This is a genomic window from Enterobacter cloacae complex sp. OE43NF (assembly GCF_023544405.1).
GTDB lineage: Bacteria > Pseudomonadota > Gammaproteobacteria > Enterobacterales > Enterobacteriaceae > Enterobacter > Enterobacter cloacae.
The window spans coordinates 13,447-37,963 of the sequence record NZ_JAMJFW010000032.1 but is presented as its reverse complement, the minus strand read 5'-3'; the positions used below and the strand labels follow the sequence as shown (position 1 = coordinate 37,963).

Sequence of the window (24,517 nt, the reverse complement as noted above, 5' to 3'; positions counted from 1 at the left end):
CTTATTTTAGTGAAGGACGCAGGATAGCTAACACGTGTACGCTGAACAAGTCCGATCAGTTTGAACTAAACCAACCTAACCAGCGTAACGGCCACGGATAACGATGACGAGCATCTTGCTGGGTCGCCTGAGCAATGCGCTCCTGGATGGTCTGCATCAGGGTCGTTTGTCCCTCGCCGTCCCATACCAGGTTTGTCAGTAAGGGTAGTGCATCCTCGACGCCTTCGATGGCCCAGAGGGAGAATTGTCCCTGCTCTACCGCATCCAGCAGTGCCTGGCTGAGGCTTAAATGGCGTGCGTTGGGGGCTGGAATAATCACACCCTGTTTGCCGTTTAACCCGCGTTGCTGACAAATAGAGAAGAAGCCCTCAATCTTTTCATTCAGGCCCCCCACTGGCTGGGCACGACCAAATTGATCGACCGAACCGGTAATGGCGATGTTCTGATTGATCGGGACTTCCGCCAGGGCGCTGATTAAGGCATACAGCTCGGCCATAGAGGCGCTATCACCATCCACTTCGCTGTAGGATTGCTCAAACGTCAGCGAGGCAGAGAAGGGGATTTGTTGCTCAAGCTGCAGCTCTGACATCAGGAACGCCTGCATGATCATCATGCCTTTGGCGTGGATGTTTCCACCCAGCTCGGCTTTCCGTTCGATGTCGGTAAACTCGCCATCGCCAATATGGACGACGCAGCTGATGCGTGAAGGCTCGCCAAACGCACGCGGATGCCCGGGAAATTCAATCACCGACAGGGCATTGATCTGTCCGATGCGCTCGCCTTCGGTCTCGACCAGAATTTGCTCCAGCAGAATTTCATCCTGCATACGATCGGCCAGATAGCCTTCCCGCCACTCTCTTTGGGCCAGCATCTGGGAAAGTTGCTCACCGGTAAATGCGCCATTCCCACTGATCGCACCCACTTCACGCAGCTGTTTGCTGATCCAGAGCGGACACAGCGGCAGCGTCTCCTGGTCACCGGTATAGCGAACCGCTTCGCGGATAAGTCCCGGCCAGGCGTCAGCCGCAGGCGTCGGCAGGGCAAAGCGGGCAGCAACGGCCATCACCCACTGACACCACTGCGCCATGTCATCGGCATCAGCAATCTGAATATTGTCTTCGTACTCGCTGTACACTGCCTGTGCAGCCAGCTCCGGCTCCATTTCCTGGAAATCAGCCAGCGATTCACGGTCACCCGTCAGCACCACGGTCAACGACAGCGGCATGGAAGGGACAGAGACCGGCAGAGGACGAGACTCGTCATAGCCCACCCAGTCAAATCGTTGCTGGCTCACAATCGTTTTCAGGCGCATCCATAGCAGCGGCTGGGAGAGCAGGGTACGCAGGGAAATGATCAGTACGCCGCCATTGGCGCGATGCACCAGGCCCGGTTGCAGCGATAACTCACCGTTAAACTGGCGAAGGCAACCAAAGAGTTGTTCGGCCTCGGCCCAGTTAGCGGATACCACTTCGCCCTTTACCGCAAAACGGCCATCAGCCTGTTCTGCGGGTTCGAAAGAGACATCATGTCCTGAAATACGATACTGACCGCCGTAAATAGCATTGGCTTCCGGCTGCAACTGGCGCATGGCATCACCCAGAAGCGTTAAATACTCGGCTTCTTCCGGGGCTTTGAGCAGCATGAAGGGAGATGTCGCCCACGGGCTTAACACCTGCTCCAGTGCGTAATGCAAACGCGGTTGTGTATCGCTAAGTATGAATTCGTGTTCTTGTGCGAGGTCTGGCTGTGCAAACAATTCCTGATAACTTTCGGTATCCGGAACAAGGTCACGCCATGCAAGTTTCGTAATGGTCAAAGTTGATGTTTTTTAGTCAGATGTAAAACCGTGGAGTATACCGTAAGCGGGGGGCTCTTCCCAAGCAGGATTGGGGTTTTCGGGAAGCGAATCGCCTGCAATGCTTCACAGGATATGATTTCTTTTCAGCAGATTGCTAAAAAACTGATATTCTGAACAGAGTTACGTGGTAACACTGAGATCGCAATGAAATATCAACAACTGGAAAATCTCGAAAGCGGCTGGAAATGGAAGTACCTGGTCAAAAAGCACCGAGAAGGGGAGCTGATTACCTGCTACATCGAAGCCAGCGCCGCACAAGAGGCCGTGGATATTTTGCTGACCCTCGAAAATGAACCGGTACAGGTGAATGGCTGGATTGAGAAACATATCAATCCGGCACTGTTGAACCGGATGAAGCAAACTATCCGCGCACGACGCAAACGGCATTTTAATGCTGAGCATCAGCACACCCGTAAAAAATCCATCGACCTCGAATTCATGGTCTGGCAGCGTCTTGCAGGGCTTGCGCAACGGCGGGGAAAAACGTTGTCAGAAACGGTGGTGCAGTTGATTGAAGATGCCGAGCATAAAGAGAAATACGCCAACCAGATGTCTACGCTGAAGAACGATCTTCAGGCGCTGCTGGGTAAAAAATAACTTTTGAGTTTCTTCAGATAATAAAAAACCCCGCATCGCGGGGTTTTTTTATAAGACGATAACTTAAGCCGCTGGCTGAGTTACAACGTCTTTAACGCCTTTAACTTCGATCTCTACGCGACGATCTGGTGCCAGGCAGTCGATCAGAGCAGCGCGAGCTTTAACGTTGTCACAGGTGTTGCCAGTAACTGGGTTAGATTCGCCCATACCACGTGGGGAGATCTTGTTAGCTGGGATACCTTTAGAGATCAGGTAATCAACAACAGACTGAGCACGTTTCTCAGACAGTTTCTGGTTGTAAGCGTCAGAACCGATACGGTCGGTGAAGCCCAGAACCACTACAGAACCGTCTTTAGGATCCAGGTTGCTCAGCTGGGTGTACAGCTGATCCAGTGCCTGCTGACCTTCTGGTTTCAGGGTCGCTTTGTTGAAGTTGAACAGAACGTCAGACTTCAGAGTGAAGTGCTTGGTCTGTACTTCTGGAGCTGGAGCCGGCGCTGGAGCAACAACTGGTGCTGCATCTTCCTGCTGGCCGAAACGGTAGGAAACACCTACGCTCAGCATGCCGTTGTCTGGACGAACACCAACGGTAGCACCGTCACCGATGTTGTTAACCCACTGGTATTCCAGACGGGTAGCGATGTCACGGGTCATAGCCCACTCAACGCCACCAGCGAATACTGGGGAAACACCAGTGTCGTGGTCGTCACCAGCGTTGCTGTTGCTGGAGTCAGCGCGCCATACCATGCCGCCCAGACGGGTGTACACGTCCAGATCGTCAGTTACTGGGTAACCCAGTTTAGCGGTCAGCTGAACGCCCTGAGCTTTGAAAGCGCCGTTTACGGTGTCGCCTTTATATGGCATACGACCTAACCAGTCGTAACCCATTTCAAAGCCAACATACGGGTTAACCTGATAGCCACCGAACGCACCTGCACCAAGCTGGCTCTCGTGAGTCGGGCCATCATTGTTGTTTGCGCTGTTGTACCAGCCGGTGTCGTGGAACTGAGACCAGCCCAGTTTACCACCTGCATACCAGGTATTATCTTTCGGAGCGGCCTGCGCTACGGTAGCGAAGCCAGCCAGTGCCACTGCAATCGCGATAGCTGTCTTTTTCATTTTTTGCGCCTCGTTATCATCCAAAATTCGCCATGAAAATCTCAATCGAGAATCACGGTTAAATCCTTCACCGGGGGGCGTGGTCAAATATAAATCTACCGATATCTTCGGCTTAGGCCGAGCACCCCTGGCGATGTAAAGTCTACAACGTAGCTGAAAACTTACAAGTGTGAAGTCCGTCAGGCATATGAAAAAAAAAGTTCCGTATACCGATTATTTAACAATTTCTGAACGAAATTTGTGCAATAAAATTAAGAAGAACCGCACCAGACAAGCCTTGCCGCCGTTTTGGTCGATGGAACTAAAAGCGCATCTTAAGGTCGAAAAAAATTCCAGGAAAACTCTTAAATTTGCTCAGTGATACAAATTTGAGTGAATTTTTAGCCCAGAAAGTTGTCCTCTGCGGTAAGAATCCTGGCGAACCGGGCGCATGATAAAGCCGATCGCATTGCCTTCTTCTGCCGCTTCGGTGAGGCGAAAATGTTCCTGCTCCGTCAATTCGTCTGATAACCATCCAATCACCACACTGTAATTCCCTGTACGTAATGCCCGGATCATCGACTCAACCGTATCGCAAGGAGAGAGTTGGTTAATTTGCATGACCTTCGTCAGCGGCAGGCCTGCAGACTGAACCCATTCCCGGCTCAGTTTCTGCTGCGGCGTCAGCCAGAGCTGCCAGCGCGATTGCTGACCAAGCTGCTGCAAGAGCGGCAGTAACAGAAGTTGGGTCAACAGGGGCTGGTCTTCACGATAAACCACTTCACTGATAAGCCCTGTCGAAACACGCCCGACGGCGTTCTGTGCGACATCGCCAGCGGTAGAAGAGAAAGATGTTGAGCGATTTGCATAGCCTGAAGTGTACATAATCATTCCAGCCCTGTAGTTACTGTATGAATATACAGTAACCCCTGTATGCATAAAGATCAACCTCAATTTCGGAAAGCGACTCGCAAAATTCATTCATTCCTGGCGAACCTGAAAAAATCATCTTGCTCATCGGCAATAAGTTGCCTATTTTCCTGTTAACGGATCCGTTAGTAAGAAATGTCGTCGTTAATATCTGATTTTTAATGGAAATATCATGAAAAAGATATCTTATGAACGGATTTATAAATCCCAGGAATACCTCTCTCCATTAGGAGAAATTCATCATCGTGCGCTTTTTGGTGGCTATACCCTGGCCGTCGATGAGGCGGTGTTTGCCATGGTGTCAGACGGTGAGCTTTACCTTCGCGCCTGTGAGGAAAGTGCGAAGTACTGTGTAAAAAACGGATCCTCCTTTTTGACCTTAATGAAACGCGGCCGGCCGATCCTTCTCAACTATTATCGTGTGGATGACGGTCTCTGGCAGGACAGGGAGCGGCTGCTTCAGCTTTCCTCTTACGCGCTTAATGCCGCGCGTAAAGAGCGCATCCAGCGCTACCAGCGAAACCGGCTTAAGGATCTGCCCAACCTGACTTTTCAGCTGGAAGTGCTGCTCTGTGAAGCCGGGATTACCAACGAAGATACCCTCCGGTCGCTGGGAGCCAGAACGAGCTGGCTAAAGCTGCGGGCAAAAAATAAAGCGCTCAGTATCAAAGTACTGTTTGCCCTGGAAGGGGCGATTGAGGGCCTGCATGAAGCGGCACTCCCGGCGGAAATTCGCCGGGAGCTGACGGAGTGGTTTAATGCGCTGCCTGAGCCACAGGAGAATCGCTCCTCCAGGTAGCGATTTGCTGTTGCAGTCGGCAAATTTCTGGCAGCAGAGCGATAAGCAGACCAATCTGCTGGAGAACCAGCGGCGCTTTGCTGTCGTTTCCTGGGTCAAGATGCGCAATCCGTTGAGCCAGTTCATCCAGCGCCTGCTGGACACGCGGTTGATCGGCTGGGCGGTGATGTAGCGCATCATCGACATAGCAGACAGCATCATCCAGCAAGGCAAGGATGCCCGGGTTTGTCAGTTTTTCGCGGTGGGCACCGAGCGTTGAGATATAGCTGGTGAAGGTATGGTTCAGGCACAGCAGGCGGAAAGCCGTTTCACGAATTTCTGCCGTGGCGCGCGGCTCCGTTGACATATTCGAGACTACGGAAGCCAGTTCAGCATCGCTGTTATGCGCATCACGTCGGGCAATGCGGTAAGCCAGACGGTTATCGCGTCCCTGGTGGTACTGTTCAAGAATGGCATCCAGATAGCGGCAGTTGGCATTCATCGCCCTGTCCAGGACGCGCGGCAAATTACGAAAACGCCAGTCGGGCCAGATAAAACTCACTGCCGCCCAGGCGATAGCACAGCCGAGCAGCGTATCGATCACGCGGGGCAGGGCGACTTCAAACCCTTCGCCCAGCAGATTAAAGCAGAGTAGCACCAGCAGGGTGATGAACATCGTCGCGTGGGCGTACTGTACATTACGAAAGGCGAAGAACAGCACCCCGGTGATTACGATGAGGATCAGCTGGCCTTCCACCGAGGGTACAAAATAGAGCACCGGTAGCCCGATTGCGACCCCCACCAGCGTGCCGATAATACGCAGCGCCAGGCGGTGTCGGGTGGCGTTATAGTTCGGCTGGCAGACGAACAGGCTGGTCAGCAGGATCCAGTACCCGTGGTGTAAATCGGTGATCTGGATAAAGGCGTAGCCCACGCACAGCACCAGCGACATGCGTACCGCATGGCGAAACAGGGCAGATTCCGGCGTAAAGTTTCGGCTTAACCGGAGCCACATATCGCTAAAACTGTGCACGCTGTCATCCGCGAGCTGACTGTCCGCCTCATTGCCCGGCAGCGCCATGGCCTGTTCAGACTCAATCGTTGCCAGCTGAGCATCAATCGCCCGCAGGTTATTGAGCAAAAATCCCAACGCTTTAATGTGCTCCGGCGACGTTCCGCTGGCTCGCACGCGGTCAATTGCCGCATCAAGATGGCTGAACACGCGTTCAAAGCGTGGATCGTGTTGATAAGGCGTGCGCAGCAGAATGGAGCGCGCCAGCTGCTGGCACGCCTGGGACTGCATGGAAAGCAGACGCTGGAAGCGGAACATAACGTCGCTGTAGCGAAACTTCTCGCGCAGGGCCGCATACTGAACATGAGACGAGCTGGCGCGTTCATGAATATCCTGAGCGGCAAAGTAATAGTGCAGCGTTCTGCGCGTCCCTCGCTGGCCACGGTCGCCGCGAAGACGGGTAAGCAGCGACGCTTTTGTCTGGTTAAGCGTGGCGACAAGCTGGCCGTTCGCCAGAGCCAGATCGTAGAGCGGAGCCTGGCTCTCCTCTTCGATATCCGGGTCAAACAGCCGGGATTTGAGCTCAAGATAGTGGGCCAACTGCTCGTAACTTCTCGCAAGGTTATCCTGCAGAGGACGAACCGGGAAGATCAGATGGCCGGTTAACGTCAGCAGGTTATACCAGATGGCCCCCAGCAACAGCAGTACAGGCTGCTGATACCATTGGTCGTAAAGTGACACCCCCAGCATGGTGTAGATGGCAATCAGCAGGGCGCCAAACGCGATGGTGGCATAGCGCTGCCCCAGCCCACCCAGCAAAATAAACCCGCTGGTGGAAAGCGTAAGGCCTAGAGCAAACAGCCACGGCCACGGGAACAGCAACTCCACGGACGCGGAGGCAATAAAAAAGCAGACAAGGGTGATGACCAGGTTGCGCAGACGCCCGGCAAGGCGATCGTCGAGATCCGCCAGCGCTCCCGCAACCACCCCCAGCGTGAGCGGAATGGTGAGCTTGACATCGTTCAGCCACCACGGCAGCGCAACCGTGCCGCAAAGTGCGATAAAAATCCTGACGTTATAGAGCCAGGAGCTGTTCCAGGTGTAACGGCGAAGCAGTGGGCTTAGCATAGACGCGGCCAGTCCTTAATCACTGAAAACGACGACGTGCATTCGCTTCACGCGCCGCCTGGGCCACTTCAACAGGAACCACCCTGCGCCCGACAGGCCACAGAGCGATGGCGGCGATCTTAAAGTTCGCGATCCCCACCGGAATACCAATGATTGTGATGCACTGCGCAATACCGGCAAAAATATGCATTACGCACAGCCACCAGCCGAAGAAAATCAGCCACAGAATGTTCAGCACGGTTCCGCCCGTGTTCATCAGCGCGCTTTTATTCTCCGGGTTCAGTTCGTCAACGTGAACCGCTTCATTCCCGTAAGGGATAAAGGAGAGTTTGGTGATTTCCCAGCAGGAGCGGGTCAGGGGAAGCGTAAAAATCAGGACGATGCTCACCAGGGTGGCAAAAAGCCAGGAAAGGGTGGTGGCAAAACCGCCCAGCACAAAATTCAACACATTCAGAACGGTACGCATAAACCCTCACTTCCTTTCGATAAAATTAACGCCCAATGATTGTAACGTTTTTTTAGGCTGGAGCACCTTAAAACTGGCAGTTAAACTATCAGGCAATTATCTCTTCGTGGATCCGGCTGGATATGGAACTGAAAGCAACTTCAATGGGCAAACGCCTGGCGCAACACCCTTACGACAAGGTTGTCCTCCTCAACGCGGGAGTAAAGGTCTCCGGTGAACGCCACGAATACCTCATTCCGTTCAATCAACTCCTGGCCATCCACTGCAAACGCGGGCTGGTATGGGGCGAACTGGAGTTTGTGCTCCCTGCGGATAAAGTCGTGCGTCTTCACGGTACGGAGTGGGGCGAAACCCAGCGTTTTCATCATCATCTGAACCAGCTCTGGCAGCAGTGGAGTCACGATATGAGCGTGATAGCCGCACAGGTCCTGCAGCAGGTGCTGAGTGATATCGCGCAGAGTAATGCCCAACAAACATGGCTGACCCGTCAGCAGACCGCCGGTCTGCAGCAAAAAATCAGGCAGGCGCTGTCGGCGCTGCCGTTACCGGTGACGCGTCTCAATGAGTTTGATAATTGCCGTGACGCCTGGCGACAGTGTCAGGCCTGGCTGAGCGACGCAGACAAGAGCCGGCTGGCGCATAACCAGGCGTGGACTGACGAAATGCTCACCCGCTATGCCGATTTCTTCAGTACGGTGGAGTCGTCGCCGCTGAATCCTGCCCAGGCTCGCGCCGTGGTTAACGGCGAACAATCGCTGCTGGTGCTCGCGGGGGCCGGGAGCGGCAAAACGTCCGTACTGGTCGCGCGGGCGGGGTGGTTGCTGACAACGGGCGAGGCCGTCGCCGATCAGATCCTGCTGCTGGCGTTTGGTCGCAAGGCGGCGCAGGAGATGGACGAACGCATTCAGGAGCGTTTGCACACCCGGGATATTACCGCCCGAACCTTCCATGCCCTTGCCCTGCACATCATTCAGCAGGGCAGCAAAAAAGTCCCTTCCATCAGTAAACTGGAAAACGACACCCAGGCGCGTCAGGCCCTGTTTATTAAGGCGTGGCGGCAGCAGTGCAGCGAGAAAAAAGCGCAGGCGAAAGGGTGGCGACAATGGCTGGAAGACGAGCTCAACTGGGACGTGCCGGAAGGCAGTTTCTGGCAGGATGAAAAGCTGGCGCGACGGCTTGGCTCGCGTCTCGACCGCTGGGTGAGCCTGATGCGTATGCACGGCGGAACCCAAGCCGAGATGATTGAGAGTGCGCCGGAGGACATCCGCGCGCTTTTTTCAAAGCGGGTCAAACTGATGGCACCGCTGCTGAAAGCCTGGAAAACGGCGCTGAAGGAGGAAAACGCCGTCGACTTCTCAGGCCTGATCCATCAGGCCATCATCATTCTGGAGAAGGGACGCTTTGTCAGTCCGTGGAAACACATTCTGGTTGATGAGTTCCAGGATATCTCTCCGCAGCGTGCCGCGCTGCTTTCGGCGTTACGGGCGCAAAATAAACATACCTCTCTGTTTGCCGTCGGGGATGACTGGCAGGCCATCTACCGCTTTAGCGGCGCGCAGCTTTCACTGACCACCGCGTTCCATCACTATTTTGGCGAAGGCGATCGCAGCGATCTGGATACCACCTACCGCTTTAACTCCCGAATTGGTGAAATTGCGAACCGCTTTATTCAGCAGAACCCCCATCAGCTGGCCAAGCCGCTTAATAGTCTGAGGGCGGGAGATAAAAAAGCCGTAACCCTGCTGGCGGACGACCAGCTTGAGCCGCTGCTGGACAAACTCAGCGGCTACGCAAAGCCAGATGAACGTATTCTGGTGCTGGCGCGTTATCACCATCTAAAACCTGCGGCGCTGGAGAAGGCGGCGACTCGCTGGCCGAAGCTGCAGCTTGATTTTATGACCATCCACGCAAGCAAGGGCCAGCAGGCCGATTACGTCATTGTGGTCGGGCTGAAAGAGGGGAGCGATGGGTTCCCGGCCCCTGCCCGTGAGTCGGTGATGGAAGAAGCATTACTGCCGGAACCGGAGGATTTCCCGGATGCCGAAGAGCGGCGTTTGCTGTACGTGGCGATCACCCGCGCGCGTCATCGCGTGTGGCTGCTGTTCAACAAAGAGGAGCCGTCAGTGTTTGTCGATATTCTGAAGAGTATTGATGTGCCGGTGGCGCGCAAGCCGTAGCGGGATTGCCGGGTGGCGGCTTCGCCTGACCCGGCCGACAAAACTCGTTGGCCCGTGCAAGCGTAGCGCCGCCGGGCATAACGCTACTTCAGTCTCTTGGAAAGATAACGCTGATAATCCGGGATGAGAATTTCAACCGGCGAGTTGAACTGCGGTGATTCAATGATGAAATCCGCCGTCGACAGGTTTGTCGCCACGGGAATATTCCAGACGGTGGCAAGACGCAGCAGCGCTTTCACGTCCGGGTCATGCGGAACCGCATTCAGCGGATCCCAGAAGAAGATCAGAACATCAATTTTCCCCTCAGAAATCTGTGCGCCCACCTGCTGATCGCCACCCATCGGGCCGCTCAGCATGGCGTTCACCTCCAGACCCGTTTCGCGGTGGATAAGGTTACCGGTGGTGCCCGTCGCCGAGAGGGCGTGCTTTTCCAGCAAGGACTGATGGCGACGAACCCAGTTAAGCAGCATTTGTTTACAGTGATCGTGCGCAACCAGCGCAATGTGCTTGCGTGCCGGTAATGTGCGTGTTGTCAGTTCCATAATCATATCCATCAGGTTAACTGGCTACACGATGACGGGAACCGCCTGATGCTGCAAGAGAAAGGCGAAAAAAATGTGGCTTACGACGAAGGTTGTTGCTTCACCCACTGTAAAAAGCGGGCTCGCGTGTCGGGATCGGCCTGCTGAAACCAGAATTTCAGGCGTTGTTCTGTCAGCGTCTGGGATTGAGGGGGGATCACATCCAGCTCTGAGACGCCGGACAGCAGTGTACTGTCGTCAGCCATCATGGAGGCAAACCGGGGCAGCGAGGCGCGCTTACCCGCTTTGTTATAGGCCTGGGTTGCGGCCTCATAATCTGTGCCCGTCGGTGACGATGTCAGCGCCAGAATATCCAGCTTCACCGGGATCGGGGTGGCATCGCCATCCACCAGTTCCACACGCGGCGAGGCGTCAAACGTCGCCGACTCTTTTTCCGTTTCCAGACGCGGCAACGTAAAGTTCACCTGGCTTACCTGCTGGGTGTTAAAGCTCATAATCAGCGGGGGAGAGAGATACGTTCGTTGTTCATGATTAGCAAGGCGGATGGTTTTTTCCACCCGGAACACCACCTGATGAGGGCCGTTATCCAGTTCGATGCTGTCGGCACCGCGTAATAACGAACTGGAGACTTTTTTTCCGTCCAGCACCAGCAGGTCAATGTCAGAAGAAAGCCGCAGCGTGGTTGCAAAAACGCAAACCGGCATCACTAACGCAATCACAGCAGTGGCAAGGCCGGCTTTCATAGAGGCTCCTGTTTAACGTACGCTTATCGCGATAATGTATCTAAATTTGTCGATAATCATGTTTACTAACATATAGACATATTCTGGCCTTTTGCTCTCATACATCTGTATGGGATGGATGGTTGAGATGTGCGCTTTGACATACACTTGTTAAAAAGCCAGGAGGAAAAGCATGAAAGAGAATGATATTGCCGAGATTTTGACGTCCACACGCACCATTGCGTTGGTGGGGGCGAGCGATAAACCGGATCGTCCAAGCTATCGGGTAATGAAGTACCTTCTCGATCAGGGCTACCACGTCATCCCTGTGTCACCAAAAGTGGCCGGTAAGACCTTGCTGGGCCAGCCAGGATACGCCACGCTAAACGACGTACCGGAAAAGGTGGATATGGTGGATGTGTTCCGTAATTCCGAGGCTGCATGGGGTGTGGCGCAGGAGGCCATTGCCATCGGTGCGAAAACGCTGTGGATGCAGTTAGGCGTTATTAACGAACAGGCTGCGGTGCTGGCGCGCGAGGCGGGGCTGAAGGTGGTGATGGACCGCTGTCCGGCGATTGAAATCCCCCGGCTGGGGCTGACAAAGTCATAAAAAAAAGCCCGTTATCGGGCTTTTTTTACACGCTTAGTTCCGCAGGCGCGGAGCCTGTAACTGTTTGCGGATAGTCTGAGCCAGTTCATCCATCGTGGGTTGCTCCGGATGCTCATCCTGCAATTCACTGCTTAGCTGCGCCTCAGCAAGATAAGTATGGACGGGTTGTCCATCATCACCTTCCATCACCACATGGTACCAGGGTGCGGCGCGAAGCTCTGCGTTCACCGCCAGCTCATCCGCCGACGGTTCATCAAGGGAATACTCCGGGTCGATATCCACGACCACACCCAAATACCCGAGCAAAGTGTGGCGGACCTGCTGGCCGATACCGAATTTGCTGGCAATCATAGTCACCTCCCGGGAAACACTACTTACACTCTATGTGCGGGCAATATTTCTCTTTTCAAGTTACATGACGCGACAGGCAAACCCTTTCAGATACAGCCCTTCCGGGTAGGTAGCGATCACCGGGTGATCGGCTGCCTGACGGAACTGCTCTATAAATTGTACATCACGACCAGCATCTATTGCGGCATCGGCGATGATTTTCTGAAATAAATCTGTGGTCATCAGTCCAGAGCAGGAGAAGGTGAGAAGCACGCCGCCTGGGTTCAACAGCTGAATGGCCAGCATGTTGATATCTTTATAGCCGCGGCAGGCACCCATCAGCTGGCTTTTGTTCTCCACAAACTTGGGCGGATCCATCACGATAACGTCAAACTTCTCACCCTGATCGCGATATTTACGCAGCAGTTTGAAGACGTCGTCGCGAATGAATTCGGCTTTGCTCAGATCCAGCTTGTTCAGCTCGACGTTCTGTTTTGCCACATCCAGCGCTTCCTGAGACGTATCCACGCTCACCACCTGCGCGCAGCCGCCCATTAAAGCCGATACCGCAAAGCCGCCGGTGTAAGAGAAGCAGTTGAGCACGCGTTTGTCGGCAACGTACTGACGCGTGGCCAGACGGCTGTCACGCTGGTCGAGGTAATAGCCCGTTTTATGACCACCCTGAATATCCACCAGCAGCTTCATGCCGTGTTCTTCGATAGGCAGCAGGGCAGGCGGCAGTTCGCCGGTCACCGGACCCTGGGTCAGTTCCATTCCCTCTTTTTTACGCACAGCCACATCGCTGCGGTCGTAGATGGCGCACTCCTGGAACAGAGACTGCAGGGCGCTGATCAGCGCGGCGCGCTGGTATTCCGCCCCAGCGCTCAGTAACTGCAGAACCAGGAAGTTACCGAAGCGGTCAATGGTCACGCCCGGCAGACCGTCGGACTCTCCGGCAATCAGGCGGTAGCTGTCCAGACCATCGCGTTTGGCCAGCCAGTCGCGCCACTGCTGCGCCTGCTGCAAACGACGCACGAAGAAGTCGATATCGATGGTTTCATCTTTGTCGAAGGTCCAGACGCGCGCGCGGATCTGGGAGGCTGGCGAGTAGGCGCCTCGTGCTAACCATTTCCCCTGATGGTCAACAATATCAATGGTTTCACCGAGGCTGGCTTTACCTTCCATACGGGCAACCGCGCCGGAAAAGACCCAGGGATGACGGCGCAGTAATGACTTCTCGCGCCCTTTGGCTAACACTAAACGTACACTCATAATTTGTTATTCTGTCGATTCAAGAAAATGGCCGCCATTTTCCCGAGTTCGCCGGGGAAATGCAACGCGCCAGACGGATAAGGAGAAGGAAGATGTCAAAAGTCTGCACTATCGCCTGGGTTCACGGCGTCGTTCAGGGCGTGGGCTTCCGCTACAGCACGCAGCGCGAGGCGGTCCAGCTTGGGCTAACGGGATATGCGCGAAACATGGATGATGGCAGCGTTGAGGTGGTCGCCTGTGGCGAGGCAGAGCAGGTTGAAAAACTGCTGGCGTGGCTGAAAGCGGGTGGGCCGCGCAGTGCCCGGGTTGATAAGGTCTTAACCGAACCGCATCAACCCGGCCGGGAATACATGAACTTCGGTATTCGCTACTAAATGCATTTCACCGGTTTAGGCAGGCCGGCAATTTTGGTGGCCTGTTTGGCCGGGCCTTTCGGGAACAGACGATACAGATAGCGGCTGTTGCCTTTCTCTTCACCGAATTTATTGGCCATGGCTTTAACCAGCATCCGGATAGCCGGAGAGGTATTGAATTCGAGATAGAACTCGCGCACAAAGCGCACCACTTCCCAGTGCTCAGGGGAGAGCGCGATCGCCTCTTTTTCTGCAATCACTTCCGCCAGCGCCTCGCTCCAGAGCGTCGTGTCTTTAAGATAGCCTTCGCTATCGGTCTCAATTTCCTGGCCTGCAAAAATCAACATAATCTTCAGTCGTGTGTGAAAAAATCGGCGACAGTGTAGCAAAAAAGAGGCTTCAGGATAAACCGTGACCTACAGGAGTAGCTGCAGCAGATTATTGGCATTGAGCTTTTTCAGTGCATTGCATTTATGTGTCGAGACCTGTTTCTCCGACATGCGCGTCATGCGGGCAATGTGGCGCACCGGCAACCCGGTTAGCATAAGGTCGAGCACGCTGAATTCCAGTCCCGTCAGACAGCAGTCCAGGCTCCGAAGGCGGCGGGGCTCTTTTGCCAGTAAGTACGCCGCGTCGGCAACCGCGATCCTGTCATCTATGATATAAATGGTTAACGCAGCGAAGCGCTTGCGTAAATGCGTTGCCAGTGCCCATCCCTTCTCGTTGCAGACCAGATAGAGGCTGCCTTTCCAGCGTGCGGCTTCCAATTTGAGCAAAATGCTTATCAGCGCCTGATGCGTAGCCGCAACGGAAAAACGACAGCGGACGACAACCACGCGACGTGTAACCAGCAAAGGCTGCCATTGTACGGTGTCGCAATGGACCGCTAACTGAACGCCCCGACGCTGCAGCGCATAGCGTAACCCTTCGGCGTAAAATCGATTATTGTCGAGAATGGCGTAACTCACAGTGACCTCGTTATAACGTGCTGGGTGTGTAGATCACACGCAGCGTACCGGTGTAGTCGCCCGCGTTTTTGCTGCTGGCAGCAAATGCAGGGGTTTTCAGGATAATCGGGGCAGGAATGCACAGTACGGTCTCGCGTCCGCCGGGAAGGATGACCTGACGCAGATACTGCGGATCGTTGGTACCTTGCCAGACCACGGTTTTACCGTTAGCGACAGTTTCGGTTGCGCCTGTGATTGGATTGGTGACGGAGATCCGATAATCAAGACGATCCCGCGCATCCGTTTGGCTTCCACCGCGCCGCCGGATAGAAAACGCGCCTTCGGCACGATCCGCTGCGGGGAGCCCATCGTCTTCAAAGCGAAGATAGGCGCGGGTGCTGGTGCTGTTTTTGCCGTCGTACAGGCACATATCCAGCGTATTTTCCCCCTGGATCTCACTGCCACCGGGCCGCCCCGGGAAGTTAGTCAGGTTGAGGTTAACGATGGGCGTTGAGTGCGGAAATGCCGGCAGATAAATCTGCTGATTTCCCGAATCGACCACCTCAATGCGAATATTGGCCTGCCAGTTGGCGATGGTGAGATAACCCGGACATCCGACATTCACATCATTAAAGTTCCCGCCGCAGCTGGCGCTTCCCCATTGACGCAGATTCTGCTTCAGCGTTGCGGTCCAGATCCCCGACAGGGTGAGCTTATCCAGTTCGCCTTTTACGATATAAAAATCGAAGTACGGCTCTCTGTTCCAGGCCACCAGATCGCTGGTTCCTCCCGTGACAAAGCTGGCAAAGGTAAATACTTTGTTGTTGATAAACATGTAGTGATCGCCATACACCTTAATATCTACCGTTTTGCGGGTAAGGGCATGCGTAAAACGTAAGGTGATGGCATAAGGCGCGGCCGGGTTCGCTGAGAACCAGACCGGGGCGGTCATGCAGGCACCGTACGTGGTGTCAGTCCGGGACTGACAGGTCAGGGTATTACGTCCCCATTTTTGCGGGTCGGCGGCGTCATAGCCGCCTGATTCATGAAGCCAGATATCGAAACGTGCTGGCGCAGCCATGCGATCGAAGCTGATCCCTGTGCTGGTGCTTCGTCCCGCGGGGGCACCCGCCAGCGTCTGGCCTGTCCACAGACTTAAGCACAGTAAAATAAAGAGGCACTTATTCACATCATTTCCCTTTTGTGAGGTTGTCGGCGTTCATGGCTGTCGGGCCCGCTGGAACCGAGCGTCCGGCCAGCATCAGCTGCGCCTGCTGCTGGACGGCATCCGGCAGGGCAGAGAAGGTTAATTCCCGGCAAGGGATCGACCCGACGTAGCGCACCACGTCGCGCATACTCTTCACGGTCAGCGCGCACTGATAAAACTGCTGCTGACGCACCAGGTAGAGGTTATGCAGCAGAGCGTCGCTTTGTGCGCTAAACCCACCGTTGCCAAGGTCGCTCCAGCCGTTCACGTTAAGCGGCACGCCGCCGATAAACGGCACGTGACGCTCGTCGGTTAACTGGCCGAGCCAGGTGTAACTTGCGGTGGTTTGTACGTCCCGACGCAGCAGTTTGCCTGGCACCATAAACAGCGTTCTGCTGCCAGAACCTTGCGTAATTTCACTGCTGGCTCCCTGCGAGACATCCAGCGATTCGTTAATCGTTAACGTAGTCTGCTGATAACCCGGCACCGCGAAGAGAGCACGGCTATTGCCCGGAATATCTGCACTACCGCCGTTATCCAGCGATACGGCGACGCGCGGATCCTGAGAATCTTCCAGCGTGGCAACATTAACTGCGACAGCGGAAGCAGGACGACCGTCGCTCCAGCGGCCCAGCCACAGACCAGAACGCGACAGCGCAAGGGTCGAGTTGTAATTACCGCTGCTGCTCAGCGTGTGGCGCTGTTCCTGACGATCCCAGGCATCGCTAACGGTCAGGCTGGCGTTGCCAAATCGCCCGCCCTGGCGCGTATAGGCTGAGGTGTTTAGCGAGTCGCTGTTTATGCCTGACGCGCTCACGCCATACTCATTTTCACCACGTGCATCGGCGTACCAGTTATGTGCCACGTTGTAGCTCAGCTGATTTTTTTCGCGCTGCTTGTGTTGCCATGTTGCGCCCACAGAGGTGTAACTTGATGCATCCCCCTGGCGGCTATGGGCCATGGACAGGCTCACGCTCAGGTAGCCGCCTTTATCCCTGCTTTCGCGGGCGTCATCGTGACGCATGAACAGGTTAATACTGCTGTTAATGTTCAGGCCATGGGTGCTAAAAGCGTTGCTCAGCCCCCCTTGCCAGGCCCGCGTGCGCGAACGGGTCATATAGACCGAATCCCATGGCAAACCCGCATCGTGGCGATCGTCATTGTCCGGCAACTCGCGACGCGTAACGTACCTTCCTTCGTTGTGGTTATCCGAATACCCCAGACTTGCATACCAGGAACCGACTGGAACAGAGAACATCACCGAGAGAGTGCGATAACAACCGTTCACGGCGTCAAACCCAGCGCTTCGGGTATTGCAGTTCTCTGCTGATAACGCATTGCGATAGACGCTCAGTGAAAAACCGTCGTTGTAGCTGACTTGCTGAATATTGCCGCGTTGACCTTCGCTGCCGTAAAGGTAGCTAAACCGGGTATTCAGCACGCCATCGATTGGCCCCGCATTGAAACCCCGGCTCCAGTCGAGGGCATTTTCCAGAAAACGCTGGTTTTTCTTTATCGTTGCGCCACTCGTTAGCGCCAGCGTCTGAGTGACGGGCAGGCGTACGCCCGCCTGCGCAATCGCGCTGCGTTCTTCATTTTGATCACTATTGTCTGTTTCGCCCGCCTGCAGAAACCACTCGACGCGGTCGAAGGTTGTAATGCCGGTTCGGGTAAACGGTACCTGCTCGGTACGCGTCAGCCGGTTATTTTCATAAACGGAGAGCGTCACGGTATAGCTCCCGTCCGGGAATGCTCGTGTGTCCAGAGTTTGCGCCCCGGCAGTCAGGTAAAAGCTCGCCAGCAGCTGATTGCCCCGGCGGGCGTCAATTCGCGCGTCATGGGAAAGCAGCACGGTGATGGGGGTTCCCTTCGACTGCTGAACCGGGTTAATCCATGCTCTTGTCGAACCCGTGCGCAGGCCGCGAATTTTTCCCAGCGGCAGTTGGCTGAGGTTAATATTTCCACCGGCGTTACTGAACAAATCGCGGGTATCCATCTCACCTAACTGGACATAGTACTGACGCCAGATATCCTGGCGGAACCAGGCGTTGTTAACGGTGATCTCCTGTTGCTGCTGGTGTCTTGAGCGCTGCCTCAGCCAGGTCCAGTCGAGATTAAAATAGCCGTCCTGGGTGAGCGCCAGTGCGCCATTGCCCTGCACGGTGGCTGACTGGTAATCCCTGTCTGCAACAAAATTAATATTCTGCTGGTGGATCAGTGCGTTTTCAGTGTCCTGAGTGGGTTGGTACCACTGATTTTCTGTTGTCGGTTTCGGCAGGAATTTTTTGTCCAAAAACAGGCTAATGCGGGCGTTATTCTCGTCATAAATAATGGCCGCACGGTCTGTTTTAATGTAATCGCATCCCGCTGCGGAGCCGTTGCTACTGCAGGCCAGATTGCCGTTACGGGCAAGCGGAACGGCCAGCGCGGCCGACACGGTAGCAACAAGGGCGGGATCGTCATTAAACTGACGTTTGATGGCCGCAACCACGGTTTCTGGGGCGACAAAACTTACCGTTTCAAGCGTGATATCCGTTTCAAACAGGCCAAGCGACTCGCCGTAGAGGTTCACCTCTGTCCACAGGCGCTGCGTTTTTGCCAGATCTTCAAACCCTGCCGGGACGGCCATCGCGGCGCAGGCAAGTTGGATGGATGCGGGTAACAAAGCAACAAAGAGAAGAGTATTTCTGTGAAAAGCCATGAACGAGCCTCGACATCATCCTGACGTCAGAGGGTGGGCACCCTCTGACGTTATTCCTTAGGTGCTGTGGTGTTACGCACCGCCTTCCGTGGTTGTCGCTTGCGTCAGCATCAGGCTGACAACGCCGCTGTACTGACCAGTTTTCAGAATACCTTTGGTGGTCTGAGAGATGGTCAATGGCAGTACCGCAGAACCGTTTTCAATGCTCCCCGGGAACAGTTCAGTGCCGGTAAATTCAACGTCAGCGGTGGTCAGGGTTTTATCGCCCAGCTTCACCGTCATTGGGATGGTCTCAGCGCCGTCGGCATTCGCCAGCTTCGCTGCGCTCACCAGACGGACTTTTACGTTGCTGGTGGCGGAGTTAGACCACACCTTGGTATTCAGACGGTAGCTTTCCAGACCACGACCAGGCAGGTACTGCATATCGATACTTGCCGGCAGCGGCGTGTTATCGGCCTGGGTCATATCCAGCTGTGAATCAACGCTGGCGTTGACGGTAATATCTTTTTGAATCGCTAGCGCGCTCACGGACGTAGTCATCGCGGCAACGATCATCAGAGGTTTAATATACTTACGCATTGATATCTCCATATTTACAAACGAGCACCATGGCTCTTTAAACAAACCACACGGGTTTTTACTGTGATGTCGTGTTATTGCACGACGGGTAAGTCAGCTTCTTCAGCGGTTTTATTCACCCAGTTGAAGTAGCGGAATTTATATTTCTGGCCCTGTATTGTTGTGAGCGTTTTTAATTTCCGTTCGGTATCCGGATAAATCGTCGCGTCTTCTTTAATCCATTTACACGATGAATTTGCATCACAAATCCCTATTTCTCTCAGCGGGACGCGCAGCGTTCCGTTGTTTTTTAAAGTGCCCCTGACAGGGTCTAACGACAGTGAAACCACGCTTTTTTCTGGTGCGAGATGGACCAGTGCCCCCCAGATCACATTGACACCCAGGGTCGCCGTTGCTGCAGGGGTTTCTGCCTTGCCCGGAATAATACTGTCCGGTTGTTTCACCCCTTCAAAATAGACGCGCCATGTAGTCTCTTTTTCCGGTGGTATAAGCGAGACCAGGCGAACTACGCGCATTGCGCCTGCCGCAAGGGCGAATTTTTCAGGCGTGACAACAACACCGCCTTCTTTCCACGAGGCCACATCAATTTCTTTTTCCTGAGCAGTGCCAGGATTAAGAATTTTCTTTTGCCTCACCCGAATGAACTGAATATCATCCGTTTTTGACGCCACTTTTATTTGCGCCGCACCGGACTTATCTACATTAAGTTCCATGGGGTATACGCTCATATTCGCCATTGCCATTTCTGAGAAAAATGACAACGACAGCGCGGCGACATACAAGGCGGTTGTTACGTTCACTCGATTTATCTGTTTCACTTTCAGTCTGCCTGCTCTGAGTTCATCGGCGGCGCGTTAACACCAGGACACCGTCTGCTTTCGTATCGCTTCAGGGCAGGGAAACTTTAACCAGAACAGCAGTTTGTGAAAATTTGTATTAATTAACTCGACAAATACAGTTTTTTATCCTGCTTTTCTTGCTTTAAGGTTGTATAGTTAAGCGAAAATACCGCGACCAGGGATAGGGAGGAAACTCCTTCTGACGAAAAAACAAGCAGGTCAGGGGGCGGTTTTCTTGTCGATGTACCAGGGATTAAAAAGCATGCGGTAACAGCCGAGAATAAAAGATGTTTTTTATATGCAATAATTCGTTGTTATTTGATCCTGAAGCACATGCAATAAGTCTTGTTGGACAACCTGAATCTGTATTACCCCTTTCGGCACCTGCCGTTCGGCTTTTACAGGAGTTTATTAAGCACAAAGGATGCGACCTGAGTCGAGAAGAATTGATCACGCGCGTATGGGAGGAATTCGGCTTTACGCCTTCAGGAAATAACCTCAATAAAGCGGTCAGCGAATTACGTAAATGCTTCCAGTCTCTGGGTGAGGGACACGAATTTATCGTGACCGTACCCCGTTATGGTTTTCGCTTTGTTGCCGATGTGGTTATTCAGCCAGGAGAGACTGTTCAATCCGCCGATCCTCAGCCATCCTCCGCACCGCAAAAGGTAAAACCACAGCATGCGTCATTGAAAAGATGGTCGATTGCGGTTTTAGTGATTCTTGCTGCGTTGGCGGCAAGTTTTTACTTTGGCCGACAGCAGGGGATTGCCGTCCCGGAGAACCTTTTGCCGGTTAACGGAAAAATTGCGCGCTGCAGCATCTGGATTATCAACGATCATGGACGCCCGTTAGTGTTATCGAAATTAGCGGAGCGGCTGAAGATGAATAACGTAGCATGCGAGCGTGAAGCGTACGATATATATTATTTCAGCGCCCGATTTACCATTCCTGTTGCGGATGAAGTGTTCATTGGTGCCTGTCCGGTCAGTAAAACCAGCCTGTGCAAAACCATTCGTTATAAAAGCGGGGCAGAGAAATGAAAATAAAATTTCTCGCCGGGTTGGGCGGTGCTTTGGTGGGAGGCGCGCTGGCCGTTTTTTACTATTCCGGCGGCGCCTTTAAAAGGGATGTGCTGGCCTGCAGCACTGAGTTTAATTTTACGCGCAATGAGGGAAGAGCCAGTGAAGTAAAGGTGAATACCGTTGCTCAGTTCTATTTTCATCGTGACGGTACTGGTTTGACTACTTACAAAGGCGCAGCAAGGGCCGGTGGGCAAAACCTAATCGTTGACAGGGATGTGGAATTTACCTGGAAGCAGCGGGACGATGATAAAGTCATTGTGTTGAGTTACACCAAAACCTGGCGTCGGCACAATGACAATACGCCTGATACCCAATGGGGTAGCTTCGCCTCTCCGACGGCACGCTACTATCTTCGGATCTCGGAACTTTCGCCTTCTGTATGGCTGATTCAGGACCGGCATTACCCCACCTATATTTGCCGGGGTGAATAGGGCATAAAAAAAGGAGAATGCCAGCGGCATTCTCCTTTATGTTTCAGCAAATTTGCTTAATCCCGGCTGGCGAAGCCCAGGATGCTCAGCAGGCTGACGAAGATGTTGTACAGCGACACATACAGGCTCACGGTGGCGCGGATGTAGTTGGTCTCACCGCCGTGAATGATGTTGCTGGTTTCATACAGGATCGCGCCGGATGACAGCAGGATAAACACCGCGCTAATCGCCAGGTGCAGGGCAGGGAGCTGCAGGAAGATGTTAGCCACCATACCAATCAGCACCACCACGATACCTGCCATCAGCATACCGCCGAGGAAAGACATGTCCTTGCGGGTGGTCAGCACGTAGGCGGAGCAGCAGAAGAACACCAGCGCGGTGCCGCCCAGCGCCATACCGATCACATCACCCATGCCGGCAGACAGGTATGCGTTCAGGATTGGCCCCAGGATATAACCCAGGAAGCCGGTAAAGGCGAACGCGGAGAGAATACCGACCGGTTTGTCAGCGGTTTTGTAGGTCAGGAACATCAGACCGTACATCCCCACCAGCGTCAGGATCAGCCCCGGAGACGGCAGCATCAGCACGGTGCTGGCGGTGGCGGTGATCGCCGAAAACGCCAGCGTCAGGCTGAGCATAAAGTACGTATTGCGCAGCACCTTGTGGGTGCTGAGTAGCGATGTGCGGTCGCGTGAGGAAGTAATTATACGATCCATGAGTCACTCTCTTATGACAGATGTAATTAACGGAAAGAATAGGAAACGGCGCGCCAGTCTCAAAGTGGTTTTACCCATCTTTACTCAGCAGGTTAGCGCCGGAGCTGGTTATTTATTCTGCAGAAAGACGTTTCATCAGTATGAACAGCGGTTTGGCACAATTAATCAGATCAAGCTCTTATAGGTTACTGAAAAATATTGCCTTATTACCATAAGGCCGCTAAGAGTTATTTCCGGATCGTCACAAAACAGACAATAAGGCGAAGGAAATGAAACCACAAACACGCACTCACTTTACACTCTCTTTACTGGCGGCCGGGATCCTGTGCGCCAGCACGGCAACCTGGGCGGCTAACGTGCCTGCAGGAACGCAGCTGGCCGATAAGCAGGAACTGGTCAGGAATAACGGAAGTGAACCTGCTTCGCTCGACCCGCATAAAGTCGAAAGCGATGTCGAATTCAATATTATCAGCGATTTATTCGACGGGCTGGTCAGTGTCTCCCCGGCGGGTGAAATCCAGCCACGGCTGGCGGAAAAATGGGAGAACAAGGACAACACCGTCTGGACGTTCCATCTGCGTCCGGGCATCACCTGGAGCGACGGTACCGCCATCACCGCGGAAGATATCGTCTGGAGCTGGCAGCGACTGGTTGACCCAAAAACCGCCTCACCGTATGCCAGCTATCCTGGTAGCATGCTTATCGTCAACGGCACTGAAATTGCCGAAGGCAAAAAAGCGCCCGATACGCTGGGCGTGAAAGCCATTAATGACACCACGCTGGAAGTCACGCTTTCGCAGCCTAATGCAGCTTTCCTTGCGATGCTGGCACACCCGTCTCTGGTGCCGATAGATAAAGTCCTGGTGGGGCGTTTCGGCGATAAGTGGACCAAGCCCGAGCACATCGTCAGCAGCGGTGCCTATAAGCTGTCCTCATGGGTGGTTAACGAACGCATTGTGGCGGAGCGTAACCCGCGCTACTGGGATAATGCCCATACCGTGATCAATAAGGTGACATATCTGCCTATCACCTCCGAGGCGGCTGATGTGAACCGCTATAAAGCGGGAGAAATCGATATTGTCTACACGGTGCCAGTCAACCAGTTCGCCCAGCTTAAGAAAACGCTGGGCAGTCAGCTGGATGTCTCTCCGCAGCTTGCCACCTACTATTACGAATTCAACACCGCCCGTCCGCCGTTCAACGATGCGCGCGTGCGTAAGGCGCTCAATATGGCGCTCGATAAAGACATCATCGCAGATAAAGTGATGGGGCAGGGGCAGCGTCCGGCGTGGCTTATCAGCCAGCCGGACATTGGTGGCGTTAAGTTACAGAACCCGGATTACGCCAGCTGGCCGCGGGACAAACGAATTGCCGAGGCGAAAAAACTGCTCGAAGAGGCCGGGTATAACGCCAGCCATCCACTGAGTTTTAATCTGTTGTATAACACCTCTGAAACGCACCAGCGTATCGCGATTGCTGCCAGCTCAATGTGGAAGAAAAATCTCGGCGTCGAGGCGAAGCTGCAGAACCAGGAGTGGAAAACCATGCTCGATACCATGCACACCCATAACTTTGACGCGGTGCGCTACGCCTGGATTGCCGATTACGATGACGCCTCCACATTCCTGAATAACTTCCGTACCGGGGATAGCCAAAACACCACGCAGTACAGCAATCCTGAGTACGATCAAGCGCTGGTGAATGCGGCGAAGTCGAAAACGGCACAAGAGCGCGGTAAGTTTTATCAACAGGCAGAGGATTTGCTGGGGCGTGATGTGCCGGCGATCCCTGTCTATCACTACGTTCGTACGCACCTGGTGAAACCGTGGGTGGGGGGATTCACGCCGGATAAGCTCGGGTACTACTATACGAAAGATATGTACATCAAAAAACACTAAGACAATCGCTGGAGATTGTGCTGGCAAAATGGCCAATATGTTGTCTATTCAACCGATTAAACGTAATTTGGCTATTTTTAAAGCGAACGAATGCGCGTGCTCTTTACAGCCTGCGGTGAGGTGTTTATAGTTCGCCTCACTTAGGAAGCGTGGCCGAGCGGTTGAAGGCACCGGTCTTGAAAACCGGCGACCCGAAAGGGTTCTAGAGTTCGAATCTCTACGCTTCCGCCAAATTCGAAAA

General features: G+C 53.9%; 24 protein-coding genes and 1 tRNA gene. 9 read left to right on the top strand and 16 right to left on the bottom strand.

Going from position 1 to position 24,517, the window contains the following annotated elements; genetic code table 11:
* Window positions 1-55 precede the first annotated feature (55 nt).
* Window positions 56-1,816: an AAA family ATPase gene (locus M8370_RS15555; RefSeq protein ID WP_250021298.1), complete on the bottom strand. Its 1,761-nt coding sequence runs from the start codon at window positions 1,814-1,816 to the stop codon at window positions 56-58.
* 186 nt (window positions 1,817-2,002) lie between these two features.
* On the opposite strand from M8370_RS15555, the gene matP reads away from it, so the two are divergent.
* Window positions 2,003-2,455, top strand: coding sequence for a macrodomain Ter protein MatP (gene matP / locus M8370_RS15550; protein WP_013097258.1), 453 nt, complete (start codon window positions 2,003-2,005; stop codon window positions 2,453-2,455).
* Between the two features lie 63 nt (window positions 2,456-2,518).
* Here the strand turns inward: matP and ompA are convergent, their stop codons facing one another.
* Together ompA and sulA are read right to left on the bottom strand one after the other, a co-directional pair.
* Complete coding sequence (gene ompA / locus M8370_RS15545; protein WP_141237438.1) at window positions 2,519-3,574, bottom strand: porin OmpA; 1,056 nt, start codon at window positions 3,572-3,574, stop codon at window positions 2,519-2,521.
* 354 nt (window positions 3,575-3,928) lie between these two features.
* Window positions 3,929-4,438 carry an SOS-induced cell division inhibitor SulA gene (gene sulA, locus M8370_RS15540; protein WP_013097256.1) on the bottom strand — a complete coding sequence of 170 codons (510 nt, stop codon included), beginning with the start codon at window positions 4,436-4,438 and terminating at the stop codon, window positions 3,929-3,931.
* A 217-nt stretch (window positions 4,439-4,655) separates the two neighbouring features.
* Between sulA and M8370_RS15535 the strand changes: the two genes are divergently transcribed.
* On the top strand, window positions 4,656-5,282 hold the full coding sequence (locus M8370_RS15535) for a TfoX/Sxy family DNA transformation protein (protein WP_013097255.1): 627 nt from the start codon (window positions 4,656-4,658) through the stop codon (window positions 5,280-5,282).
* On the opposite strand, the gene yccS is transcribed toward M8370_RS15535, so the two are convergent.
* Both yccS and M8370_RS15525 read right to left on the bottom strand, forming a co-directional pair.
* Complete coding sequence (gene yccS, locus M8370_RS15530; protein ID WP_095440304.1) at window positions 5,239-7,401, bottom strand: YccS family putative transporter; 2,163 nt, start codon at window positions 7,399-7,401, stop codon at window positions 5,239-5,241. The two genes, M8370_RS15535 and yccS, sit on opposite strands and share 44 nt — an antisense overlap.
* A 19-nt stretch (window positions 7,402-7,420) precedes the next feature.
* The gene (locus M8370_RS15525; protein WP_013097253.1) at window positions 7,421-7,867 is read right to left on the bottom strand and encodes a YccF domain-containing protein; all 447 of its coding nucleotides are present in this window, start codon (window positions 7,865-7,867) and stop codon (window positions 7,421-7,423) included.
* A gap of 122 nt (window positions 7,868-7,989) precedes the next feature.
* Here M8370_RS15525 and helD point away from each other — a divergent pair, with 122 nt between their 5' ends.
* On the top strand, window positions 7,990-10,044 hold the full coding sequence (gene helD, locus M8370_RS15520) for a DNA helicase IV (RefSeq protein WP_250021296.1): 2,055 nt from the start codon (window positions 7,990-7,992) through the stop codon (window positions 10,042-10,044).
* 83 nt (window positions 10,045-10,127) lie between these two features.
* On the opposite strand, the gene mgsA is transcribed toward helD, so the two are convergent.
* Together mgsA and csgI are read right to left on the bottom strand one after the other, a co-directional pair.
* Complete coding sequence (gene mgsA / locus M8370_RS15515; protein ID WP_250021294.1) at window positions 10,128-10,586, bottom strand: methylglyoxal synthase; 459 nt, start codon at window positions 10,584-10,586, stop codon at window positions 10,128-10,130.
* An 80-nt stretch (window positions 10,587-10,666) separates the two neighbouring features.
* Window positions 10,667-11,329, bottom strand: a complete 663-nt coding sequence (gene csgI, locus M8370_RS15510) for a curli synthesis inhibitor (RefSeq protein ID WP_095455502.1) — start codon at window positions 11,327-11,329, stop codon at window positions 10,667-10,669.
* A 172-nt stretch (window positions 11,330-11,501) separates the two neighbouring features.
* On the opposite strand from csgI, the gene M8370_RS15505 reads away from it, so the two are divergent.
* Window positions 11,502-11,918 carry a CoA-binding protein gene (locus tag M8370_RS15505; protein WP_020689684.1) on the top strand — a complete coding sequence of 139 codons (417 nt, stop codon included), beginning with the start codon at window positions 11,502-11,504 and terminating at the stop codon, window positions 11,916-11,918.
* A 33-nt stretch (window positions 11,919-11,951) separates the two neighbouring features.
* Here M8370_RS15505 and hspQ read toward each other — a convergent pair whose 3' ends face one another.
* Window positions 11,952-12,269 (bottom strand): heat shock protein HspQ, encoded by a 318-nt coding sequence (hspQ, locus tag M8370_RS15500; RefSeq protein WP_013097248.1) that lies wholly within the window; start codon window positions 12,267-12,269, stop codon window positions 11,952-11,954.
* Between the two features lie 60 nt (window positions 12,270-12,329).
* Window positions 12,330-13,520: a 23S rRNA (cytosine(1962)-C(5))-methyltransferase RlmI gene (gene rlmI / locus M8370_RS15495; RefSeq protein ID WP_129328245.1), complete on the bottom strand. Its 1,191-nt coding sequence runs from the start codon at window positions 13,518-13,520 to the stop codon at window positions 12,330-12,332.
* Between the two features lie 92 nt (window positions 13,521-13,612).
* Here rlmI and yccX point away from each other — a divergent pair, with 92 nt between their 5' ends.
* Window positions 13,613-13,894: an acylphosphatase gene (yccX, locus tag M8370_RS15490; protein WP_013097246.1), complete on the top strand. Its 282-nt coding sequence runs from the start codon at window positions 13,613-13,615 to the stop codon at window positions 13,892-13,894.
* Here the strand turns inward: yccX and tusE are convergent.
* The 6 genes from tusE to M8370_RS15460 form a co-directional block, all read right to left on the bottom strand.
* The gene (gene tusE / locus M8370_RS15485) at window positions 13,891-14,220 is read right to left on the bottom strand and encodes a sulfurtransferase TusE (protein WP_047351965.1); all 330 of its coding nucleotides are present in this window, start codon (window positions 14,218-14,220) and stop codon (window positions 13,891-13,893) included. The two genes, yccX and tusE, sit on opposite strands and share 4 nt — an antisense overlap.
* Before the next feature lie 69 nt (window positions 14,221-14,289).
* Window positions 14,290-14,841 (bottom strand): LuxR C-terminal-related transcriptional regulator, encoded by a 552-nt coding sequence (locus tag M8370_RS15480; RefSeq protein WP_250021293.1) that lies wholly within the window; start codon window positions 14,839-14,841, stop codon window positions 14,290-14,292.
* Window positions 14,842-14,851: 10 nt separating this feature from the next.
* Window positions 14,852-16,009 (bottom strand): CblD like pilus biogenesis initiator family protein, encoded by a 1,158-nt coding sequence (locus M8370_RS15475; protein ID WP_250021291.1) that lies wholly within the window; start codon window positions 16,007-16,009, stop codon window positions 14,852-14,854.
* Between the two features lies 1 nt (window position 16,010).
* Window positions 16,011-18,728 (bottom strand): TcfC E-set like domain-containing protein, encoded by a 2,718-nt coding sequence (locus M8370_RS15470; protein ID WP_250021289.1) that lies wholly within the window; start codon window positions 18,726-18,728, stop codon window positions 16,011-16,013.
* Window positions 18,729-18,800: 72 nt separating this feature from the next.
* Window positions 18,801-19,307 (bottom strand): CS1 type fimbrial major subunit, encoded by a 507-nt coding sequence (locus M8370_RS15465; protein ID WP_047351968.1) that lies wholly within the window; start codon window positions 19,305-19,307, stop codon window positions 18,801-18,803.
* A gap of 74 nt (window positions 19,308-19,381) precedes the next feature.
* A complete protein-coding gene (locus M8370_RS15460; RefSeq protein WP_185868276.1) occupies window positions 19,382-20,125 on the bottom strand; it encodes a fimbrial protein in 744 nt (247 codons plus the stop codon).
* Between the two features lie 308 nt (window positions 20,126-20,433).
* Here M8370_RS15460 and M8370_RS15455 point away from each other — a divergent pair, with 308 nt between their 5' ends.
* On the top strand, window positions 20,434-21,189 hold the full coding sequence (locus M8370_RS15455) for a winged helix-turn-helix domain-containing protein (protein ID WP_047351970.1): 756 nt from the start codon (window positions 20,434-20,436) through the stop codon (window positions 21,187-21,189).
* On the top strand, window positions 21,186-21,662 hold the full coding sequence (locus tag M8370_RS15450; RefSeq protein ID WP_047351971.1) for a FidL-like protein: 477 nt from the start codon (window positions 21,186-21,188) through the stop codon (window positions 21,660-21,662). Before M8370_RS15455 ends, M8370_RS15450 begins: the two co-directional genes overlap by 4 nt.
* A gap of 56 nt (window positions 21,663-21,718) precedes the next feature.
* Here the strand turns inward: M8370_RS15450 and yccA are convergent, their stop codons facing one another.
* A complete protein-coding gene (yccA, locus tag M8370_RS15445; RefSeq protein ID WP_013097244.1) occupies window positions 21,719-22,378 on the bottom strand; it encodes an FtsH protease modulator YccA in 660 nt (219 codons plus the stop codon).
* Between the two features lie 269 nt (window positions 22,379-22,647).
* Between yccA and M8370_RS15440 the strand changes: the two genes are divergently transcribed.
* Together M8370_RS15440 and M8370_RS15435 are read left to right on the top strand one after the other, a co-directional pair.
* Window positions 22,648-24,276 carry an ABC transporter substrate-binding protein gene (locus M8370_RS15440; protein WP_114519452.1) on the top strand — a complete coding sequence of 543 codons (1,629 nt, stop codon included), beginning with the start codon at window positions 22,648-22,650 and terminating at the stop codon, window positions 24,274-24,276.
* A gap of 143 nt (window positions 24,277-24,419) precedes the next feature.
* Window positions 24,420-24,507 (top strand) — tRNA-Ser (locus tag M8370_RS15435).
* Window positions 24,508-24,517 lie beyond the last annotated feature (10 nt).

What these genes read in the sequence shown, in the direction of transcription:
- M8370_RS15455 (WP_047351970.1), top strand. Translation starts at nt 20,434, where the DNA reads ATGTTTTTTATATGCAATAATTCGTTGTTATTTGATCCTGAAGCACAT.
- M8370_RS15535 (WP_013097255.1), top strand. Translation starts at nt 4,656, where the DNA reads ATGAAAAAGATATCTTATGAACGGATTTATAAATCCCAGGAATACCTC.
- helD (WP_250021296.1), top strand. Translation starts at nt 7,990, where the DNA reads ATGGAACTGAAAGCAACTTCAATGGGCAAACGCCTGGCGCAACACCCT.
- yccA (WP_013097244.1), bottom strand. Translation starts at nt 22,378, where the DNA reads ATGGATCGTATAATTACTTCCTCACGCGACCGCACATCGCTACTCAGC.
- M8370_RS15465 (WP_047351968.1), bottom strand. Translation starts at nt 19,307, where the DNA reads ATGCGTAAGTATATTAAACCTCTGATGATCGTTGCCGCGATGACTACG.
- ompA (WP_141237438.1), bottom strand. Translation starts at nt 3,574, where the DNA reads ATGAAAAAGACAGCTATCGCGATTGCAGTGGCACTGGCTGGCTTCGCT.
- rlmI (WP_129328245.1), bottom strand. Translation starts at nt 13,520, where the DNA reads ATGAGTGTACGTTTAGTGTTAGCCAAAGGGCGCGAGAAGTCATTACTG.
- matP (WP_013097258.1), top strand. Translation starts at nt 2,003, where the DNA reads ATGAAATATCAACAACTGGAAAATCTCGAAAGCGGCTGGAAATGGAAG.
- hspQ (WP_013097248.1), bottom strand. Translation starts at nt 12,269, where the DNA reads ATGATTGCCAGCAAATTCGGTATCGGCCAGCAGGTCCGCCACACTTTG.
- tusE (WP_047351965.1), bottom strand. Translation starts at nt 14,220, where the DNA reads ATGTTGATTTTTGCAGGCCAGGAAATTGAGACCGATAGCGAAGGCTAT.
- M8370_RS15525 (WP_013097253.1), bottom strand. Translation starts at nt 7,867, where the DNA reads ATGCGTACCGTTCTGAATGTGTTGAATTTTGTGCTGGGCGGTTTTGCC.
- sulA (WP_013097256.1), bottom strand. Translation starts at nt 4,438, where the DNA reads ATGTACACTTCAGGCTATGCAAATCGCTCAACATCTTTCTCTTCTACC.
- csgI (WP_095455502.1), bottom strand. Translation starts at nt 11,329, where the DNA reads ATGAAAGCCGGCCTTGCCACTGCTGTGATTGCGTTAGTGATGCCGGTT.
- M8370_RS15440 (WP_114519452.1), top strand. Translation starts at nt 22,648, where the DNA reads ATGAAACCACAAACACGCACTCACTTTACACTCTCTTTACTGGCGGCC.
- yccX (WP_013097246.1), top strand. Translation starts at nt 13,613, where the DNA reads ATGTCAAAAGTCTGCACTATCGCCTGGGTTCACGGCGTCGTTCAGGGC.
- mgsA (WP_250021294.1), bottom strand. Translation starts at nt 10,586, where the DNA reads ATGGAACTGACAACACGCACATTACCGGCACGCAAGCACATTGCGCTG.
- M8370_RS15450 (WP_047351971.1), top strand. Translation starts at nt 21,186, where the DNA reads ATGAAAATAAAATTTCTCGCCGGGTTGGGCGGTGCTTTGGTGGGAGGC.
- yccS (WP_095440304.1), bottom strand. Translation starts at nt 7,401, where the DNA reads ATGCTAAGCCCACTGCTTCGCCGTTACACCTGGAACAGCTCCTGGCTC.
- M8370_RS15505 (WP_020689684.1), top strand. Translation starts at nt 11,502, where the DNA reads ATGAAAGAGAATGATATTGCCGAGATTTTGACGTCCACACGCACCATT.
- M8370_RS15470 (WP_250021289.1), bottom strand. Translation starts at nt 18,728, where the DNA reads ATGGCTTTTCACAGAAATACTCTTCTCTTTGTTGCTTTGTTACCCGCA.